Genomic DNA, 19,751 nt, shown 5'->3' with positions numbered 1-19,751 from the left:
TCGGTTACACCTACCTAGAGATAAACCCTTTTATTTTATACTAAATATTCTTCTTGTCCCACCCCACCAAGAAAGATCCCAAATCTATCGGTATGGCAAAACTTCTACTCTACTCCTTTTTTGATGCTATAAATTTTTTAAAAGTGCATCGCAGTGCTTTTCACCCCAAAGCGGCAAAAGCTGTTTTTAGGTGCTTGTTTTTCTTTTTATTTTTCTTAACCAGCCAATCTACGTTCGCTCAAAACATTGAACTGGACACTTGGTTTGCAGCCGATAGGGCCGTTAATGCCCCGTCCTTACCCTATAGCCCAGGCAGTAACCTTTTTCTCCTTACACCTCACCCTCCTGCCGATGGTACAGCAGTGGAGTATTGGTCAGATTTGGTGGACTTTACCCCTCAAGATGCGTACCGATATCCAGCCCCAGCAGATTATGTAAATATCCCTACAAATCCTGGCAACCCATTACCTACATATTCTTACCCGCAGCACATACTTTCGCTACCTGACTTACCAGGTTTCGATTACCCAAATTCTTTAAGTGGTGATGGAACCACCTATTTAGATCTTGGGATTATTGCTCCTGCGGGCTTGCCAACCCTCCAAAGAAATGAAATCAATTTTAATCCCGTTATCGAATTTGATGGTGCAGCTAATGGTAGTGTGGGCCAAGCACTACATTTCAGGGCCAGTTCTAGGGAAGAGGTCACTATTTTTATCGTATTTCGCGGCCTTGGTGCAGGAAATTCGGCAAGTAGCCAACGCCTACTTTTCGGGGGTGATACAGATGATTATCCATTCAGCACTACCAATCTTTCATTGGGAGTGTCAGATGGCAACAATTTCTCTATAGGCAGAACATGGCGGACTGGTGGTGCTACAGAATATTTTCAGTCTGGAAGTATTGATCTCAATAACGAGCCCACGGTTGCAGTCTTTAATCGGAGAATAACTGGTGACTTTGAATATCTGGATACGTGGGTCAATGGCTTGCACGATATAGATATCAACGGGTATGGTGAAGCCGATTCAAGAAGAAAACTATTTTATTTCAACAGTATAGGAAGGCATTTTAACAGTAACAATGCCAACAGGAACTTTACAGGACAAATCGCCGAAATTTTTCTGGTAGATGACCAGATAGCGAATAACTATCCAGACGAAATTAAAAAAGTAGAAAGTTATTTGGCTATAAAATATGGCATTACCCTATCTGAAAATGTTGGAAATGTTCTCGGAAGTACCTTTGGTAATGGTGACTATAACTATTTGGCAGCTGATGGTACCGAAATATGGACACCACATATACAGTATAAGTATGATATCGCGGGTATTGGGGTAGATAGATACGACGATGTGGCCATACCAGGTGGTGAACTCAAACTCAGATACAACCAAGATCAAAGAATCTCCAAGAGTGTAAATACCGAAGCCATTGTAACCATATCTACTAATAGTGATTTCTTATCTCCTGACGATGAAGAAATTGAAGGTACCGAAAATTTCCGACCACATATTGATGGTGACGGCTCCGACTACGACCATAACTACCTTTTATGGGGTAGTGACCGTGCCAGCCTAGATGTTACGGCTGCTGCTTTGGCAGAACTACCTGGTGGTACCGTAACCACAAGAATTGAAAGAGAATGGAAAGTACAGAAAAACACCTCGGGCGGAGAAACACCTATATCTGGGGTAAGCGTTAGGGTTGAACTGGCAGGGTCTGATATTTTATCATTACCTGATTTCAATACTTGTGCCCTTTACTTAATGATTGATACTGACGGAAATGGAGATTTTACAGATGGTCCTATAACCTATATCCTAGCCACAAGTGTTGTAGGAACAGATGCATTCTTTGACAATGTAAATTTTGAAGACGAAGATGTTTTCACTATTGCTTATGGAGATTTTACACCACCAAAAGCATCCATTGGCGATGATACAGTTTGTGGTCCTATACCTGCACCAGATGCTACTTTAGTTACAGCAAGCGATAATTGTGCTGTAGATACTATTGAACAATTAGGAGTGGATAATATTATCGACGCAGGTCCAAATCCTATGATTATTGAACGTACCTATCGGGTTACGGATACCTCTGGTAACACAACTGATGTCGTTCAAACTATTACCGTATATACCCCTCCAAATGCGGGAAGTGCCAATATTGTTAATTTATGTACCAACAGCCCAGTCGTTAATCTTTTTGACTTTATAGATGGAGAAGATATTGGCGGTACTTGGACTGATGACAACAACACTTTAGGAGGAGGTATTGACTCTGTAATTGCAGACCCAACCAATGTAGACTTTTTTGGAATACTTCCTGGTATGTATCCCTTTACGTATGCAGTCTTAGGGGCGGGAACTTGTCCGAATGACGAAACAACAGTTACCATTACAATTACCCAACAACCATCTGCCGATGCAGGCTCAGATGAATCCCTTTGCGAAGGAGAAACACTTTCCCTTTCAGATTCTGCTGTGGCACCTACGGCATCAAATTATGATACCTTATTATGGGAATCATCAGGAACTGGTTTCTTTAATGATGCAACAGTTTTACATCCTAAATACACACCTAGCAACGATGATATAATTGCTGGGTCAGTAATTCTTACCCTAACCGCTACAGGAAATGGTGGTTGTGCCCCCGCCGCCTCCACCATGACCTTGTCTATTACTGAAATTCCCAATATTTCTATTTCAGCCACTTCTGACCCTACCACCTGTGGCGGCAATGATGGATCAATCACATTCGAATTCGATGACGTTCCTGATGGTTTCTACACACTGACATATGACGGAGGTAGTTTCCTTAATGTAGAAGTAGATGGTGGGTTTGCAACCATAAACGGACTCACTGCTGGGGATTATAACAATTGGTTCATAGATATTAATGGATGTATCTCTGCCGAATTTCCTGATGTTACTCTTATAGCCCCTCCTGCACCATTACCCCCTGCTGCTGTCAATCAAAACTTCTGTTCTTCGGATAGTCCAACAGGAGCAGATTTAGTACCTGCAATAGATCCAGGTGTCATTACTTGGTACAGCGATGCTGGTCTCACCACTGTAGTAAACGTAGACGATGACCTTACATCTCAGGACTACTATGTGACCAATACGCAAGCAGGATGTGAGAGCCCTGCAACAACCGTGACCGTGACCGTGGACCCTACGGTCACACCGACGTTCAGCTTCGCCACCACATACTGTGAGGACGGGACCCCAGAGGCACTGCCTGCGGCCTCTGACAACTTGATAACAGGTACTTGGTCGCCCAATGCCATAGACACCTCCATAACAGGCAACACCGACTACACCTTCACACCCGACGATGCCAGCCAGTGCGGAGAGCAGGTAATCGTAACAGTAACCGTACAGCCACAGCCCGATGCAGGGACCGACGGAAGCATCACCATCTGTGAGGGCACCGTGCTCTCCGAGGCGGACCTTTTCAACCAGCTCGGGGGATCCCCGGATGGAGGGGGGACCTGGAGCCCGGCCTTTGCAGGCGCGGGAGACTATACCTATACCGTGGACCCAACGGCACCGTGCGCAACCCAGGCAACGGCCATCGTGACCGTCACAGTTCAGCCACAGCCCGATGCAGGGACCGACGGAAGCATCACCATCTGTGAGGGGACCGTGCTGTCCGAGGCGGACCTTTTCAACCAGCTCGGGGGATCCCCGGATGGAGGGGGGACCTGGAGCCCGGCCTTTGCAGGCGCGGGAGACTATACCTATACCGTACAACCAACGGCTCCGTGCACCACAGAGGCAACGGCAACAGTCACCGTAACCGTGGACCCGACGGTGACACCCACATTCAGCTTCACCACCACCTACTGTGAGGACAGGACACCAGAGGCACTGCCATTGGTCTCCGACAACGCAATAACAGGTACATGGGCACCCAATGCCATAGACACCTCCATAACAGGCAACACCGACTACACCTTCACTCCCGACGACCCAACCCAGTGCGGGGAACAGGTGACCGTGACCGTGACCGTGAACCCGACGCCAACCACACCAATAGCAAACAACCAAATCTTCTGTTCGGGCGACAACCCCACGGGCGCGGATCTTGTTCCTATGATTGGCGCAGGCATTACCTGGTACAGTGACGCCATGCTCACAACTACTGTCAACCTAGGAGATGCCCTTTCGATACAAAATTATTATGTGACACAAACTACCAATGGATGCGAAGGACCCGCAACCATGATATTGGTTGGAATTGAAGAAGCTCCTATTGTTGATGCAGGAAGTGATGAAGAAATTTGTGAAACCGATGAATTTAGATTAATAGATTCCTCTATAATTCCTTCAGCAACTAATATCAGTGATGTAGTATGGAGTACTTCTGGTGATGGAAATTTTAGTAATCCTATTGTCCTAGCTCCAAGATATTTTCCTGGTCCCAATGACATAATAAACGGTTCCGTGGTGTTGACATTACAAGGAAACCCGAATGCTCCATGTACAGACCCTGCACTAGACAGCATGACACTAAGCATTTTGTCTTCACCAATTGCGAATGCTGGGCCGAATATTGACCAATGTGAAAACGGGGATTTTGTAATGTCTGCCAACACCCCTTTAATTGGCACAGGAACTTGGTCACAATTAAACGGTCCTATGGTGACCATAGTTGATGCCAATGACCCGAGCACCAACGTGACTGGACTTCCAATCGGAAGTTCTGCTACACTTAGATGGACTGTTACAACTGGAACCTGCGCTGATGTATCTGATGATATTATCCTAACAAACAATTTGATACCACTCGTTATGGTAAATGGTTTCGCAGACCCAACAATTTGTAGTGGAAACAATGGTTCTATCGGGCTTGAATTTAACAATGTACCGGATGGTGTATATGATATTGTTTATGACAATGGAATATTCAATGGAGTAGTTATATCAAATGGAAGCGCATTCATTAATGGATTGACAGCAGGTGACTATCACAATATGCGAATCACAGTAAATGGATGTACTTCCTTAAGTGATCCAGATGTATCACTAGATGACCCAACACCGCCAGACTTAGACCCACTAATGAATGTTAATGAATGTGATGCATATATTTTACCTCAAATTACAGGTACAGGTAAAAGTGGAAACGAAGCTTACTACACGCAACCTAATGGAGGGGGTGTTCAATATGCAGAGGGTCAGGTGTATGACATCATTGGAACAAACACGCTCTATATTTACGATCAAAATGGAACCTGTTCCGATCAAGAGAGTTTCCAGATAACCATCAATCAATCACCGTTGGCTGATAATCCCTCAGATGTTGAGCGATGTGAATCTTACATTCTGCCTCCTTTGACCAACGGCAACTACTTTGATGCACCAAATGGTGGCGGTAATGCGCTATCCGCTGGGGATGAAATCACCACTACATCAACAATCTTTGTATTCAGTCCCAGCATAGGCAGTTGTCCTGACACAGAGAACTCGTTCACGGTTACCATCAACACAACACCTGTGGCCGATGCACCATCAAATGTGGAACAATGTGATTTTTATATCCTTCCTCCTTTGACCAATGGCAACTATTTTGATGCACCCAACGGAGGCGGTAATGCGCTATCCGCAGGGGATGAAATCACTTCTACATCGACCATCTATGTATTCAATCCAGGTATGGGAAGTTGTCCTGATGCAGAGAACTCCTTTGTGGTGACCATCAACGAAACTCCATTGGCCGATGCACTATCAGATGTGGAACGATGTGATTTCTACATTCTGCCTCCTTTGACCAACGGCAACTATTTTGATGCACCAAATGGCGGTGGTAATGCACTGTCCGCAGGCGATGAAATCACCTCTACATCGACCATCTATGTCTTCAATCCAGGCATGGGAAGTTGTCCAGACGCAGAGAACTCCTTTGTGGTGACCATCAACAATACACCAATGGCTGATGCTCCAGCAAATGTTGAGCGATGTGAATCTTACATTCTGCCTCCTTTGACCAACGGCAACTATTTTGATACACCAAATGGTGGCGGTAATTCATTGTCCGAAGGGGATGAAATCACCTCTACATCGACCATCTATGTCTTTAGTAGAGGTAATGGAAGTTGTCAAAACGCAGAGAACTCCTTCACCGTCACCATTAATGGATTCTCAGCAACTATTTTGGTTGAAAATGAAAGCTGCACGGATAGTATGGATGGCGCTGCTACCATTGATTTGAAAAATGCAGCACTTCCTGTCACTGTTCAAATAAATGGTCTGGCTCCAATGGCATTCAACTCAAGTTCATTCACTCTAAATGATTTGACTGCAGGAAGCTATAATGTATCCATAATGGATAGTAATGGATGTGAAGTAACAGACAGTTTTGAAATTGAATCGGACGGTATGATCATAGATGCTACGGTTGAAGTAGTGTATTTATGCGACGACAACCTTCCATCCAATGCGCTTTTCGTAAACCTTTCTGATACATCCATAAGTAATGAGGTACTCTACGGGTTGAATACAACAAATCCTGATGAGTTTTTATTGAACCCGGATTTTGAGAATCTAAGTGCTGGAGAGCACATGCTTTACATTATGCACAACAATGGATGTATGTCCGAGATACCTTTTGAAGTTGAAAGTTCAACTCCATTGACTCTTACATTATCCAATGAAAATGTAAATGAAATCACTGCAAATGTTAGTGGTGGAAATGGTCCTTACACCTATTACTTTGAAAATAATGATGGAACAACTTCTAATACGTTCACGATTGATAGAAGTGGAACTTTTATAGTTAGGGTAGTTGATGACAAAGGTTGTGAAACTACGGAAACCATTACTTTAAATTTTGCAGACATCTCCATTCCTAACTTCTTTACTCCAAACAATGATGGCCAAAACGATTTCTGGAAGCCACGCAATATGGAGCTGTTCTCTGACATTGAGACCTTCATTTTTGACAGGTACGGAAGAAAAATCAAGATTATGGGACCACTTGATGCTGGATGGGATGGAAGTTATGAGTCCAAACCTCTTCCTTCTGGAGATTACTGGTATATGGTAAAACTGAACGATGGATCTGGACGTGAATATGTCGGACATTTCACTTTGTACCGATAAAATGAACAATAAATAATGAAGCGAATATTAATTTTTTTGATACTTATAAATTCCATTTGGATGATTGGTCAGGAACTTACGGTTCCGCAGTTATCTCAATACTTATCTGACAATCCGTTTTTAATGTCTCCTTCATATGCTGGGATCGGTGACTTTGTTAAGGTACGAATGAATGGACTTACGCAATGGGTGGGTATTCAGGATGCTCCTGATACCCAATCCTTGTCTGCTGATGTTAGATTGGGGAATCGTTCAGGAATAGGAATTCTGCTTTACAACGATTCCAATGGACAAACTAAACAGCGTGGAGGCAAAGTTTCGTTTGCTCACCACCTAACTATAAATAAATATGAAGAAAGCTATTTCTCATTCGGACTCTCATTCAATTTAAACCAATTTCGTATTGATATTGAAGATTTTGACGATAATAATGATTTAGCTGTTGTTAACGACCGGGCATCTAGTAATCCAAATTTTGATATTGCGACTCTGTATAGAAAGGGCAATTATTATTTGAGTCTGAATGTCTCCAATATTTTTAATAAGGATTTCAAAAAGTTTAATCCCATTTTTGAGCCTAATACGCTCCGTAATTATTACCTCTATTCGGGATATAAATTTCGAAAACACAGACGGGCCGATTTTGAAATTGAACCCTCTGTATTTTTTCAATATTTTGAAAGTGATGGAAGGTCCATTACCGATGTTAACACCAAGTTTAAATGGTTCGACTTTCTTGATTATTACTATGCTGGTTTTACTTACCGTTTTTTGAACGACCAGATGGGTTCACCTCTTTACATTGCCCCAATTATAGGACTAAAAAAAGGTGATTTTTATTTCGGGTATAGCTATCAGATTGTTATGAATGAACTCTTAGGGTATTCCTCTGGCACACATGTTGTTACTGTGGGCATTGATTTATTCCAAGGTGTTTCTAATTGTTCTTGCGCTTATTAATAAATAAAACTATGAAAAAAGCATACAAATCTATTAACAGTTTCAACCTACTTGTTCTTTTTACATTTTTACTTTGGTTAGCATGTAGTAAAGATGATGATTCGGGATTTAATCATCCCATTTCTACAGAAGTTGTTGTTTCCTCCAAAACGACCGATACAATTGTTTATACCGAGGTTAATAACAGTACGGTACCTATTTACATCTCAATTCCAGAGGGTTGTGATAATCCTAATTTTCCAGCTGTTGTGGTGATGCATGGTTCGGATGGTATGTGGAGCGACCATGATATTAACACGGGAAAAATGTCGGGTCAAAACAATGACTGGCGTGAACTTTTTGATCAAAACTGCATAATCGGAGTTTATGTGGATAGCTATTCAGGAAGAGGTACTCCAACTAGAAGAGGTGATTGGGAAGACCCACCCAAAAATTTTAAAATCAGTTCACAGTTTATTAGACCAAGGGATGCCAATGCTGCCCTTGCCTTGATCAAGGAACTTAAATATAAAGATGGTACACGTTTGGTTCGCCCCGAAGATGTGGGTCTAGTCGGATTTTCGGATGGAGCCGCTTCAGTTGCCGCAACCCTATTTGACACCAATGCAATTCCTGATGGATGGGAATGGAACCAAAGCTTCGGAGGCAAAGAATACTATGAGTCTGATGGGGTTTTGCCACCAGAACCTAAACCAACCTCTGGTTTTGCTGGCGGAATATTTTATTATGGCGGTTCTGTTGGTCATAATTATTTTGGCAAACATCCATGTGGTGATGAAGCTTATGAAAAAAACTTCTATCAACCCTACGCTCCTATGTTATATCAAATCCCCACTGAAGGCTATTTGACAGAAAATACTTTATGTATGGTTTATCTATTACAACAAAAAGGGATGCCTGTTACACTCAATCTTTATGAAGGAGTTGGGCATGGTTTTGATTTTGAAGACACAGAGCAGAGTGCACAAGCTAGAGCTAGTTCCATGGTCTGGCTTAGAGAATTATTACATATGAACCAATAATCAAATGATTAAAATATAACGGATTGTAAAACCACTTTTACTAAAAGTTCAATTCGTCTTTACCTCAATTAAATTATGATTTCTATGATATTCAGGTGAGTTTGTGTCGACCTGCGCAATAAAACCTCTATTACCTACTCCAAAAGAAATCACTCTTCAACCTCACAATATTAAATGAACCAAAAGTGCTCTTAATGGGCATCCAAATCAGAACAACTATAAACTTAACCGACAATGAAAAAAGATTTTTTAGAACAATGGATTATGGACCTTGTCAAATCGGAATATGAACATGGAAAAATCCCAAAACAAGCCAGTTATAAACTAAGGGAACGCATGAACGATTTTATTGAAGTTACCATTGAATGGATGGACACCCAAAACAATAACAATAAGATTGTATATCATGCAAGATCCTATGGCAAAATGAAAGTCAATGAAAATCTAGAGTATGTGAAAGACCCCATTTTTGAACTTGAGAACTATTACACATTGGAAATTCATACCTACAAAAATCATATCAAGCGTAATTATAGCACACGTAAGATTGCCAACTATGATGTTATGGCTGTAATTGGACAATTGGATGAATCCAAAGAAGCACTCTAATCGAATTCTTCACTATACATTTCAACCGATAAATGTGCTTTTAATCGACAATTTTATATTCGTCAATTCAAACAGCCCATCCGTCCATTGGTAGGGGTAACGGAGGAATTTTCTTTGTTATTTGGTATATGAATAAAGTTCCCAAAGTTTAATTCACCATAATCTGACAACCATGCAAATAATAACTATAATCTGGACCTTGGTTTGTGCAATAATAATTATTGGATACCCACTTTACCTATTGAATAAATCCAATTCGATGCCAACTTCGCAATTTGATCAAATTAAAAATAGATCCGCAAATACGGTTGAGCTGTTATCATTTGATATTCGTGAACAATTGCCTGGATGGTCATTTACATTGGATATTCCACAAATCACAGAGCAAGTTCTTCTTGAAAATCCGATTTTGTTTTATCTGGAATCGGAAGAAGCCTGCTTAAAGCTACCTCTTAATAATTGCAAAATGGGTTATAGGGCCAATGTATTTAAGAATGTTGGCAAAATATACGTCACATTTAAATCCTTAAAGGATGGCGTGTCCAATTTTTATGTTCCCCCACAGCATCTAACCAAATTAAAAGTTTTGATTATAAAGCCTGCCAAAACTACCATTTCAAAGCAAATGATCGACAATAAAAATTTAAAAAGTGCTGGTATCAACATTAACGATTATGAAGATGTACTGGGCTATTTAAGCAACATGGCCAGTATTGATTTTAAAGGGCATTTTATTACTCGCATGGCAAAAAAACCAGTAAAATCAGTTGGAAGAAGTACTATTAAAAGTCCAGTAGTTTACTCAACAGCATCTTAAAGTTAAAAACTTAGTGTTCTCCCTTTTTTGCAATGTGGGGTTTCACTCTCTGAAATCCCACATTACTATAAATCTGTTAATGATAATTTATTCATGAATTGAAAATAGGCATTCATAAACCCAAACCTATCATTCGTCAAATCAGCAACTTTTTTATGGAACACTAAAAGTAAATTTAGCAAGAACAATGTAAGACAGTATTAAAAAATGGCTGCACTAAGACAATTGTCTAATCTTCTTTTCTGGCGATGAAGGTTGTGCAGCCAACGAATTAAGCAAGTTAAATCACTAGCCAAAAAACCCACCATTGGAATTCCTTAAGCTGAAAGCAAGTATGGGGTTATGCTGCAATACAGTTGTACCAAAGGAAGGAAAATGGTGGGTTAATTTTTAAATCAATTAAAATATTAACCCCAAATAAATCATATAAGATTCTGGTTTGTAGGCACATATTTACACTTCCCCCAAAAAATAATTGTATTTTAATAGTTTTAAGGCAGGTTTTGTTTTCGAAGAAAGAATTTAAAACCTTGTATTGCCAGTACAACCAAAAGTATAATTGATGACGATATATTTAATTCATTATACTACCTATTGCTTTTTAAACAAAATAAGCAATGTCTAGTGTGAATTAAATTGCACAAATAAATGTTATCACCTATAAATCAAATATATAAATTATTTTATATCGTACAAATTTTGAAAGATTAATCTTTCAAAATATTTAAAAGAAATAACCCCTAACCATAACCCAATGATTCTTAAAGCAGTAATCATAGAAGATGAAAAACATAGTAGAGAAACTCTCAAATCCATGTTGGAAGAGTTTTGCAGAGATGTAAAAGTAATTGCAATGGCCAGTTCAGTGCAGGAAGCAGTAAAGGTATTATCCATTTATAGTCCAGATATTGTTTTCCTGGATATTGAACTACAATCTGGTGTTGGATTCGATGTGTTGGAACAAATCAAAGACCCATCATTTGAAGTTATTTTTACCACTGCTTTCGAGAAATATGCCATAAAAGCCATAAAATTTAGTTCACTCGATTATCTACTCAAACCCATTGATTTGGACGAGCTTCAACAGTCCGTTGAAAAAGCCAGAACACGAATGGACACCAATGTATATCGTGAACAATTGGATACTTTAATGCAAAGTATTTCCAGAGGTAGTGTGAGGCCCGAAAAAATATGTTTGGCAACAACAGCAGGAATGGAATTTATTGCCATTGATGATATTATTGCTTGCAAAGCGGATGGTTCTTATACCAGTTTTCTTTTAAAGGACAGCAGTACGCTTTTGGTAAGCAAACATCTTAAAGAGTATGAAAACCTTTTAGGTGAACACAACTTTATGAGAGTACACAACAGCTATGTCATCAATTTAAAAGAGGTGAAAAAATACTATAAATCCGATGGCGGATATTTGATCATGAGCAACGATATGCAGGTCAACATTTCACCCCGTAAAAAAGATGATTTGATAGAGGCCATGAAACGCTTATAGCTTTCCTATTCTTTTCGATTCACCAATCCTTTGGTAAACTCGTTCAACGCTTCCACTTTTTCTTCAAAATCCCCTTTAAGGGTTTTGCGGTACTCATTTAGGTTCTTTACCAAATCATCTATATTCTCTGGCAGCACATCCTCAAAAAATTGTCGTAATCGCTTGGCAGTTGTTGGCGACTTTCCGTTGGTAGAAATAGCCACCTTTACATTACCCTTGGTCACAATCCCACCCATATAAAAATCGCAAAAAGGCGGATTGTCGGCCACATTCACCAAAATACTGCGTTCCCTACAATCGTGGTACACCTCCTCGTTCACTTCGGGCTTGTCCGTACAGGCAATTACCATGTGTTTTCCCTCTATAAATTCCTTTTTATACACCGCTTCGGTAATGGTTACATCATGTTTTTGGGCCAGTTCCAAGGTAGCGGGCAAAAATTCTGGCGCCACCATTAATACCTTGGCATTCGGACTCGATTTTAATAAAAACGAAAGCTTTTCCAACCCAACATTGCCTCCACCCACTATGAGCACTTGTAACTGGGATACCTTTAAAAAAATGGGATATAGCTCATTCCTTTCCATAACATCATTTTAATGATATAAAGATACTCACTATTTCTGTTGATAGAGAACGCTTGTGATCTAGCTCGCTAAACCCTTAAAAGGTAGGGGCCTCCTTTTGAGCTTCTTTGGATTTAAATTCGTACCGAATGAAAATCTCGTGAGATCCTCCCGTATAGCTCGCCAAGTTGGATGAAGTAAGGTCGTAGGCATAGCCTGCGCTAAAATTAGGGTTGATCTGCATGCCCAACAAAGTTGAAAACGAATCGTTCCAGCGATAGGCCAATCCAAAAGTGAAGGTTTCTTTTAAAAGTACATTGCCCGAAATATCCGCAATCATCGGCGCCCCTGGCACCCATTTCATAAAAAAGGCAGGCTTAAACTTCACATCTGCCGACACATCGAACACCATTCCACCTATCACATAATAATGCATACGTTCCGAGGCAATTTCCTGCTCAGCGCCATCATAATGTTCTTGCGAAAGAAAATTAGGAATCGCAACCCCTAAATACCCTTTTTTAGAGTTGTAGTAAAGTCCAGCGCCTATGGTCGGGAAAAATTTGCCCTTTATATTATTTTGAAATGCCATATCAGCATCCTCGGCCAACCCTTTTGAAAAATCCACATTAAAAATACGTCCTCCCATTTTTAAACCGAATGATAATTTGTTGCCCGCACTGTCCAATTGAATGGTGTAGGACACATTTCCGTCCAAGAATATTTCTGAAGATGGTCCTAAAGCGTCATGGGCCAAAATTCCGCCTACCCCAATTTTATTTTCAAGAGGGGCATCTACGGCCAAAACTTGGGTATTTGGAGCTCCATTTACACCCACCCATTGTGAACGGTGCATCAACAATGCCGTTAAATGACCATTAGAACCCGCATAAGCAGGGTTCACACTCATGGTATTGTACATGTATTGTGTAAACTGAGGGTCTTGCTGTGCCTTTACTGCTATGGGTGCCAAAAACAGCAGTAGCAAACCTAATTGCCCAACTATAATCTTTCTATATCTTGCTGATACCATCCCCATGCTTATCTATTTATATACAACCAATCCGTTTGCGGTTCCGACCCATCGCCCAAATCCAACACATAATAGTAGGTTCCAGCGGGCAGTCCGTCTCCTTTTTGACCGTCTGCGGTTCCATCCCAATCATTTTTATAGTTTTTGGCATGGTGCACCATAGTTCCCCATCTGTTGAACACTTCCAGCGTATTGTTTGGATATCTGGACAGACAATCTATTCGGAAAGTATCGTTTACCCCATCACCATTGGGTGAAAACTCATTGTATACCAACAAACAGGTCGGGTTTACAAAGGCATCGGCCCTATTATTGGTTTCATCGGTATCCCATTGATCTACATAGGTCAGTTGGGCCACGTTCAAATAATCTTCTATATCCAAAATCTGAACGGTAAGTTCCAAAGTTGCCGTTTCGGATGACATTAGTTCTTCAATTTCCCAAAGTCCCGATGGATCATAAGTTCCGATGGTTGCTGAGTGACTTACATAGCGATATCCCAAAGGCAATAGTTCTTCTATACTTAAATTGGTTGCAGATTCCTCGCCCTGATTGGTTGCCGTAATTGAAAAAACTACCTCATCTCCTATTCTTGGGGATGTATTATCCACCGTTTTGCCAATTGAAATATCCGTAGTTTGAGGTTCCACAAAAGCGGTCGCTTCGTCATCATCTTCTAAACCATCAAACAAGTCATCTTCTTCAATGCCAACGTTAGGGTCACTATCTGGATCGGCATATTTACTGGCTGAAATAAAAGCAACATTCAAATATTCCTCTGGAGTATCCGTAGGTGGATTTACCATCGCCAAAACTTCCAAGCTTTCGGTATCTTGACTTGGGATAGATCGGTTCACATCCCAAATTCCTGTATTCGGATTGTAAACTCCTGCAGTGGTTGTGTGCGATTGATAAGTATATCCCGTCGGAAGTATATCGGTCACCTCAACTCCAGAAGTTCCTGAAAGTCCATGGTTGGTTACACTCACTAAAAAACGAACTACATCACCCACATTTGGCTCGGGATTGTCTACGATTTTTTCCAAAGACAGGTCGTTAGACCCAAACGGTTCCAAGGTTACAGCATCTTGATCATCCTCTGAGGCCAAATTATTGTTTGGTGTTGAATCTGGATCGAAAGTTGCCAATGCAATCAACTCCGCTTTGTTGGTGTGAATACCATCAGCAAGTACCAAAGCCGTTATCTCCAAAGTTTCGGTTACACCATTGTTCAATTCTGATATTCCCCAAGATCCTGCCAAAACATCATAACTTCCAGACGTAGCAGTTGAAGAAATAAATTGAAACCCTGTTTGCAAAACATCTTCAATCACCAATCCAGAAGCATCATTCGGCCCTTGATTGGTCACTTCAATGGTAAATACTACTTCCATACCCACATTTGGAGTAAGATTATCCACAGATTTTACCACTTCAATATCGGTAACGTGTCTAGGTGTCGTAACCTGTGCATCTTGATCGTCTTCAGACAGCACATTGTTATTTGGAGTTGAATCTGGATCAAAGAAAATTGCATCAGTTACTTCGGCAACATTGGTATAGTCGCCATCAGCATTCACCTCAGCTACAATATTCAATTCCATTTGGGAATTCAAACCTATGGTTCCAACATTCCAAATGCCACTGTTAGGGTTAAATCTCCCAGCTCCATCATCAGAAATATAAGTATAGCCATTCGGAAGATTGTTTCTAAGTCGAACACCAATAGCATCACTTGGTCCTTCATTGATCAGAGTTACCTTAAAAATTACCTGTGTACCCACATCAGGCGTTTCGTTATCCACGCTTACCTCAACAGCTAAATCCGCGGAAGGAATTGGTGTGGTACCCGCATTATCTTGATCGTTCTCAAAAATATTGTTGTTGTTCGGGGTTGAATTCGGGTCTATTTGGTCGGAAGCATATACTTCGGTCACATTAAAATAATCGCCAGAATTGTTCACCTCTGCCACAATGTTCAGGGTTTCTGTATTTCCATCTGGAAGCGGTCCTCCCAAGACCCAAAGTCCAGTTGCATTATTATAGTTGCCCGACGTAGAGCTATGCGACACATAGGTATACCCATCGGGCAATAGATCCATCACTTCTACTCCTGTCGCATCACTGGGCCCAAAATTGGTCACATTCAAGGTGAAAATCACTTCTTGTCCCACAAATGGACTCAACACATTTACCGACTTGCGCAATAACAAATCTGCTACTGGAATTGGAATGGTCGAAATGGTCTGTTGATCATCTTCAAACTCGTTGTTGTTCCCTGGGGTTGAATCCACATCCAATTCGGTAAGATTGGTCAACTCTGCCGTATTGGAATAATTTCCTGTTGGTAAAACTTCTACCGTAATTTCCAAGGTTTCGGTATTTCCACTGGCCAAATTACCAACCACCCACGATCCGTTGATAGAATTGTAAGTTCCTGAAGTTGCAGAAATACTCACCAGATCATATCCCGAAGCCAACATATCGGTTACCACCACATTGGTGGCATCACTAGGTCCATCATTCGTCACATTCACCGTAAACACAATTTCGCTCCCTACTTCAGGGATAAATTCATCTACCATTTTAGTCACTGAAATATCCACCAAAGGATCTGGGTAAACATTTACCTGATCTTGATCATCCTCTCCTGGCGCATCGTTATTGGGTGATGAATCAATATCGGTTTGATCGTGTCCTGTGATTTGAGCTGTGTTGTTATAGTCACCAGATGGGTTAACATTACATAAAATACTTAAGCTACGGGAACTGCCTGATGGAATTGTTCCCACATTCCAAATTCCAGTTGCTTGATTATAGGCTCCTCCTGCATTATCCGAAACATAGGTATAGCCAGATGGTAATTGATCTGTTACTTCTACCGAAGTGGCCGTGCTTGGTCCATCGTTGGTTACCGTGATGGTGAAACGAACATTATCACTCACCAAAGGTGGAGATTTGTCAATGGTTTTTGTCAACGATAGATCTATCACTGGAGATGGCACAACAACCAAATCGCCTTGATCATCTTCCGAAGAAACCCCATTAGCGGGTGTTGAATCTGAATCATAGGCATCCGAAGCAATTATCTGTGAAGTATTAGTATGGTTACCTGATGAATTTACCGTTACATTAATCGTCAATGTTTCGGTATCTCCATTAGCTACTGTTCCAACTTCCCAAAAACCTGATGTTGAATTATACGTTCCAGAAGTGGCTGAAGAAGAAACAAAACTAAAACCAGATAATAACTGGTCTACCACCCTAACATTGGTGGCATCATGAGGACCATCGTTGGTAACTGAAATCTCAAAACTTATTTGTTGTCCCACATAAGGTGCCAAATTACCTCCAACCACAGATTTGGTCAACGAAAGGTCGGACTGTAAAGGAGCGGCGGTAACGGTATCTTCATCATCCTCGCTTTGATCACCATCATCATTATCTGGGGTGCTATCGAAATCATCTTGGTCTGCGAGAACCACCTCAGCAATATGGGTGTATTCCCCACTGGTAGAAGTTGGCGTTTGAACCGTTGCATTAAAACTTAAAGAGGCGGTTTTGGAACCTACAGGAACGGAAATACCCGTCCAAACCACCCTATCTGGTGATGGATAAGAGGCACCAGAGTTATTGATGGCCGTAATATTATCATATCCAATCGGAACCAAGTTTTGAACAGAAACACCTGTGGCATCCACATCACCCAAATTGCTCAGGTTTATGGTAAAAGTGACGACATCGCCAATTTCTGGAACGGTATTGCTTGCCAACACCTCCAATTCAAGATCTATTCCCTGGACAGAAATAGCAACAGTGTCCGAATTGGTATCACAAGTAGCATCCGAAACGGTCCACTCAAAAAAGTAGGTGCCAAATGTAGTATTGCCTACTCCTGTAGTGGGATCGTTGGCGTCATCAAAAATTACGGTGGTCGGTCCAGAAACTTGGGACCAAACACCAGTACCTACTGCAGGAGTGGCTGCATTTAAGCTTACAGATGAAACTTGGGTAAAAACCTGATCTGATCCAGCATCAACAGCACAAGACTGTGAATACCCCATTTGAAGTGAGGTGATCAGAAATAGTAGAAAATATAAAAAAACCTGGGACGGGGTTTTATTCATAGTCAGTTTGGATGAGGTTTATCTTACGTAGTAAGACACTCAAACTTATCAAGAAGTTGTCAGTTTATCGAAGTTATGTTGTATTTCGGCGATCGTTTGTTGTGAAAACATGGAAACATGATGCAAAAACTAGGTGTATAAATGCAAAAAGGGAGATTATGTTGGTCATAACCTCCCTCTTGTAAATGTATTTTGCTAAAATCTATGCCTCGCAGCTAGCGCACTCTTTCTTTTGTTTGAATTTCTGAGCAGCGTTCATGCTGTGTTGATAGTACAACGATTTAAGACCCAATTTCCAAGCCGTAACGTGGATTTTGTTGATGTCTTTTGTTGGCATATCAGGGTGTACAATAATGTTCACCGATTGACCTTGATCAATATGGTTTTGTCTGTTGGCTGCTTGGTAAATAATATCCAACTGATCCAATTCAGAATAGGTTTTGAATACTGCTTTTTCCTCATCAGTTAAGAAGTCCAAGTGTTGAACAGATCCATCCATATCACGGATACTTTTCCAAACTTCTGGTGTATTTTGCCCTTTTTCTTCCAACAAGTCCGTTAAAAATGGGTTTTTGATAGTAGTCTTGATCTTGGCAATATCTTTCACGTAGCAGTTAGACCAAATCGGCTCAATTCCTTGTGAAACCTGGCCTAAAATAAAGGCTGAGGAAGTGGTTGGTGCTACCGCATTCAAGGTGGCGTTTCTTCTTCCGTACCCTTTCAAAACAGCTGGCTCTCCAAAACGTTCTGCCAATTGCTCAGATGCTTTGTACGAACGCTCTTTGATTTCCTTGAAAATCTCACTGTTCAAGTTGTAAGCTTCTTGGCTATCGAAAGACAATCTTTTAGACTGCAACAAAGAGTGCCATCCAAGAGCCCCTAAGCCCAATGAGCGGTTTTCTTTGGCAAAATTATAGGCTCTTTCCATGAACAAAAAGGTTTGTCTATCCTCACGGTCTTCAGAATCTCTATAAACTTCCAATTTTTCAATAAACTCGGTAATTACTGCATCCAAGAAGTGAACCATGGTTTCAACGGCATCGGTCTCTTTCCATTTGTCGTAATGCAATAGGTTAATACTAGAAAGCACGCACACAAACGACCAATTATCGTTACTTGGCAACATGATTTCGGTACACAAGTTACTAGCATGTATTCTGTGTCCTTTATCTTGATACACATCTACCGCTCCGTTGTTGGCGTTGTCGGTAAAGAATACATATGGATACCCCATTTCACCTCTACGCTGCAATACCTTGGCCCAAACGGTTCTTTTATCGGTATCACCCTCAATCATTTCCTGCATCCATTCGTTGGTCACAGTTACCCCGTGTGTCAACTGTTGAATTGGATTTCCTTCCGTACCGATTTCTAAAAATTCCATGATGTCTTTATGATCGATAGGCAAATATGGAGAAAAACGACCACGACGCACAGAACCTTGGCTCACAACATCGACCATAGATTCGAACAACTGCATAATATGCACTGCACCCGAAGCTTGACCATTGTTTTTTACAGGAGCACCACGATGTCTGATTTTTCCAAAGTAACCAGACGTTCCCCCTCCCAATTTGGACATCATTCCTACTTCTGATTGGGTGTAAAGAATGTTCCCCATATCATCATCAATGTGAGAGCCAAAACAGCTGATGGGAAGACCTCGTTTTTTACCAAAGTTAGACCAAACTGGAGATGCCAAAGAGAAGAATCCTTCGGACATATAGTGGTAGAACTTGTCGGCATAGCCTGGAATTCCCAAGATATCCTCTGCTCTTTCGGCAATTTCCCTAATACGCCCTTCTGGAGTTACCCCCTCGGTAAGGTAGCCTGATGCCAAGAATTTTCGACTGTATTCGTTCAACCATTCAAAACCTGCAGATTCCTCCGTGGTTTTAAGCTTGGCTAAAGCGTCTTTTCTGGCATTTACTAATTCTTGAGTTTTGTTTTCTGGCTGTTGATCAGCAATCTGTGGGGCTTGTGTTCTCTTCTCCATAT

The 19,751-nt window shown here is 41.1% G+C and carries 10 protein-coding genes; 6 read left to right on the top strand and 4 right to left on the bottom strand.

Annotation, left to right across the window (positions count from 1 at the left end; all coding sequences use genetic code 11):
• Window positions 1–92 precede the first annotated feature (92 nt).
• The 6 genes from BLQ18_RS04510 to BLQ18_RS04485 all read left to right on the top strand — a co-directional run bounded on the left by BLQ18_RS04510 (window position 93) and on the right by BLQ18_RS04485 (window position 12,027).
• Window positions 93–7,112, top strand: a complete 7,020-nt coding sequence (locus BLQ18_RS04510; RefSeq protein ID WP_139150361.1) for a T9SS type B sorting domain-containing protein — start codon at window positions 93–95, stop codon at window positions 7,110–7,112.
• Window positions 7,113–7,127: 15 nt separating this feature from the next.
• Window positions 7,128–8,072, top strand: a complete 945-nt coding sequence (locus tag BLQ18_RS04505) for a PorP/SprF family type IX secretion system membrane protein (RefSeq protein ID WP_090293114.1) — start codon at window positions 7,128–7,130, stop codon at window positions 8,070–8,072.
• An 11-nt stretch (window positions 8,073–8,083) separates the two neighbouring features.
• Complete coding sequence (locus BLQ18_RS04500; RefSeq protein ID WP_090293112.1) at window positions 8,084–9,094, top strand: dienelactone hydrolase family protein; 1,011 nt, start codon at window positions 8,084–8,086, stop codon at window positions 9,092–9,094.
• A gap of 234 nt (window positions 9,095–9,328) precedes the next feature.
• The gene (locus BLQ18_RS04495; RefSeq protein WP_090293110.1) at window positions 9,329–9,703 is read left to right on the top strand and encodes a hypothetical protein; all 375 of its coding nucleotides are present in this window, start codon (window positions 9,329–9,331) and stop codon (window positions 9,701–9,703) included.
• 259 nt (window positions 9,704–9,962) lie between these two features.
• Window positions 9,963–10,520 carry a hypothetical protein gene (locus BLQ18_RS04490; protein WP_090293107.1) on the top strand — a complete coding sequence of 186 codons (558 nt, stop codon included), beginning with the start codon at window positions 9,963–9,965 and terminating at the stop codon, window positions 10,518–10,520.
• 754 nt (window positions 10,521–11,274) lie between these two features.
• The gene (locus tag BLQ18_RS04485) at window positions 11,275–12,027 is read left to right on the top strand and encodes a LytR/AlgR family response regulator transcription factor (RefSeq protein ID WP_090293105.1); all 753 of its coding nucleotides are present in this window, start codon (window positions 11,275–11,277) and stop codon (window positions 12,025–12,027) included.
• Window positions 12,028–12,032: 5 nt separating this feature from the next.
• On the opposite strand, the gene BLQ18_RS04480 is transcribed toward BLQ18_RS04485, so the two are convergent.
• The 4 genes from BLQ18_RS04480 to BLQ18_RS04465 all read right to left on the bottom strand — a co-directional run bounded on the left by BLQ18_RS04480 (window position 12,033) and on the right by BLQ18_RS04465 (window position 19,749).
• Window positions 12,033–12,614 carry a precorrin-2 dehydrogenase/sirohydrochlorin ferrochelatase family protein gene (locus tag BLQ18_RS04480; RefSeq protein WP_090293102.1) on the bottom strand — a complete coding sequence of 194 codons (582 nt, stop codon included), beginning with the start codon at window positions 12,612–12,614 and terminating at the stop codon, window positions 12,033–12,035.
• 76 nt (window positions 12,615–12,690) lie between these two features.
• Window positions 12,691–13,632 carry a PorP/SprF family type IX secretion system membrane protein gene (locus BLQ18_RS04475; RefSeq protein ID WP_090293100.1) on the bottom strand — a complete coding sequence of 314 codons (942 nt, stop codon included), beginning with the start codon at window positions 13,630–13,632 and terminating at the stop codon, window positions 12,691–12,693.
• A gap of 2 nt (window positions 13,633–13,634) precedes the next feature.
• A complete protein-coding gene (locus BLQ18_RS04470) occupies window positions 13,635–17,690 on the bottom strand; it encodes a T9SS type B sorting domain-containing protein (protein ID WP_175443713.1) in 4,056 nt (1,351 codons plus the stop codon).
• A gap of 265 nt (window positions 17,691–17,955) precedes the next feature.
• The gene (locus BLQ18_RS04465) at window positions 17,956–19,749 is read right to left on the bottom strand and encodes a ribonucleoside-diphosphate reductase subunit alpha (protein WP_090293096.1); all 1,794 of its coding nucleotides are present in this window, start codon (window positions 19,747–19,749) and stop codon (window positions 17,956–17,958) included.
• Between the last annotated feature and the right edge of the window lie 2 nt (window positions 19,750–19,751).

The organism is Flagellimonas zhangzhouensis, from assembly GCF_900102925.1.
In the GTDB taxonomy this organism is placed as follows: Bacteria; Bacteroidota; Bacteroidia; order Flavobacteriales; family Flavobacteriaceae; genus Flagellimonas; species Flagellimonas zhangzhouensis.
Note: the sequence above shows the minus strand (reverse complement) of the source record. Positions and strands in the feature narration are given on the sequence as shown.

Coding starts and splice junctions, on each gene's coding strand:
- BLQ18_RS04475 (WP_090293100.1), bottom strand. CDS start 13,632: ATGGGGATGGTATCAGCAAGATATAGAAAGATTATAGTTGGGCAATTA.
- BLQ18_RS04495 (WP_090293110.1), top strand. CDS start 9,329: ATGAAAAAAGATTTTTTAGAACAATGGATTATGGACCTTGTCAAATCG.
- BLQ18_RS04500 (WP_090293112.1), top strand. CDS start 8,084: ATGAAAAAAGCATACAAATCTATTAACAGTTTCAACCTACTTGTTCTT.
- BLQ18_RS04505 (WP_090293114.1), top strand. CDS start 7,128: ATGAAGCGAATATTAATTTTTTTGATACTTATAAATTCCATTTGGATG.
- BLQ18_RS04465 (WP_090293096.1), bottom strand. CDS start 19,749: ATGGAGAAGAGAACACAAGCCCCACAGATTGCTGATCAACAGCCAGAA.
- BLQ18_RS04490 (WP_090293107.1), top strand. CDS start 9,963: ATGCCAACTTCGCAATTTGATCAAATTAAAAATAGATCCGCAAATACG.
- BLQ18_RS04480 (WP_090293102.1), bottom strand. CDS start 12,614: ATGGAAAGGAATGAGCTATATCCCATTTTTTTAAAGGTATCCCAGTTA.
- BLQ18_RS04485 (WP_090293105.1), top strand. CDS start 11,275: ATGATTCTTAAAGCAGTAATCATAGAAGATGAAAAACATAGTAGAGAA.
- BLQ18_RS04470 (WP_175443713.1), bottom strand. CDS start 17,690: ATGGGGTATTCACAGTCTTGTGCTGTTGATGCTGGATCAGATCAGGTT.
- BLQ18_RS04510 (WP_139150361.1), top strand. CDS start 93: ATGGCAAAACTTCTACTCTACTCCTTTTTTGATGCTATAAATTTTTTA.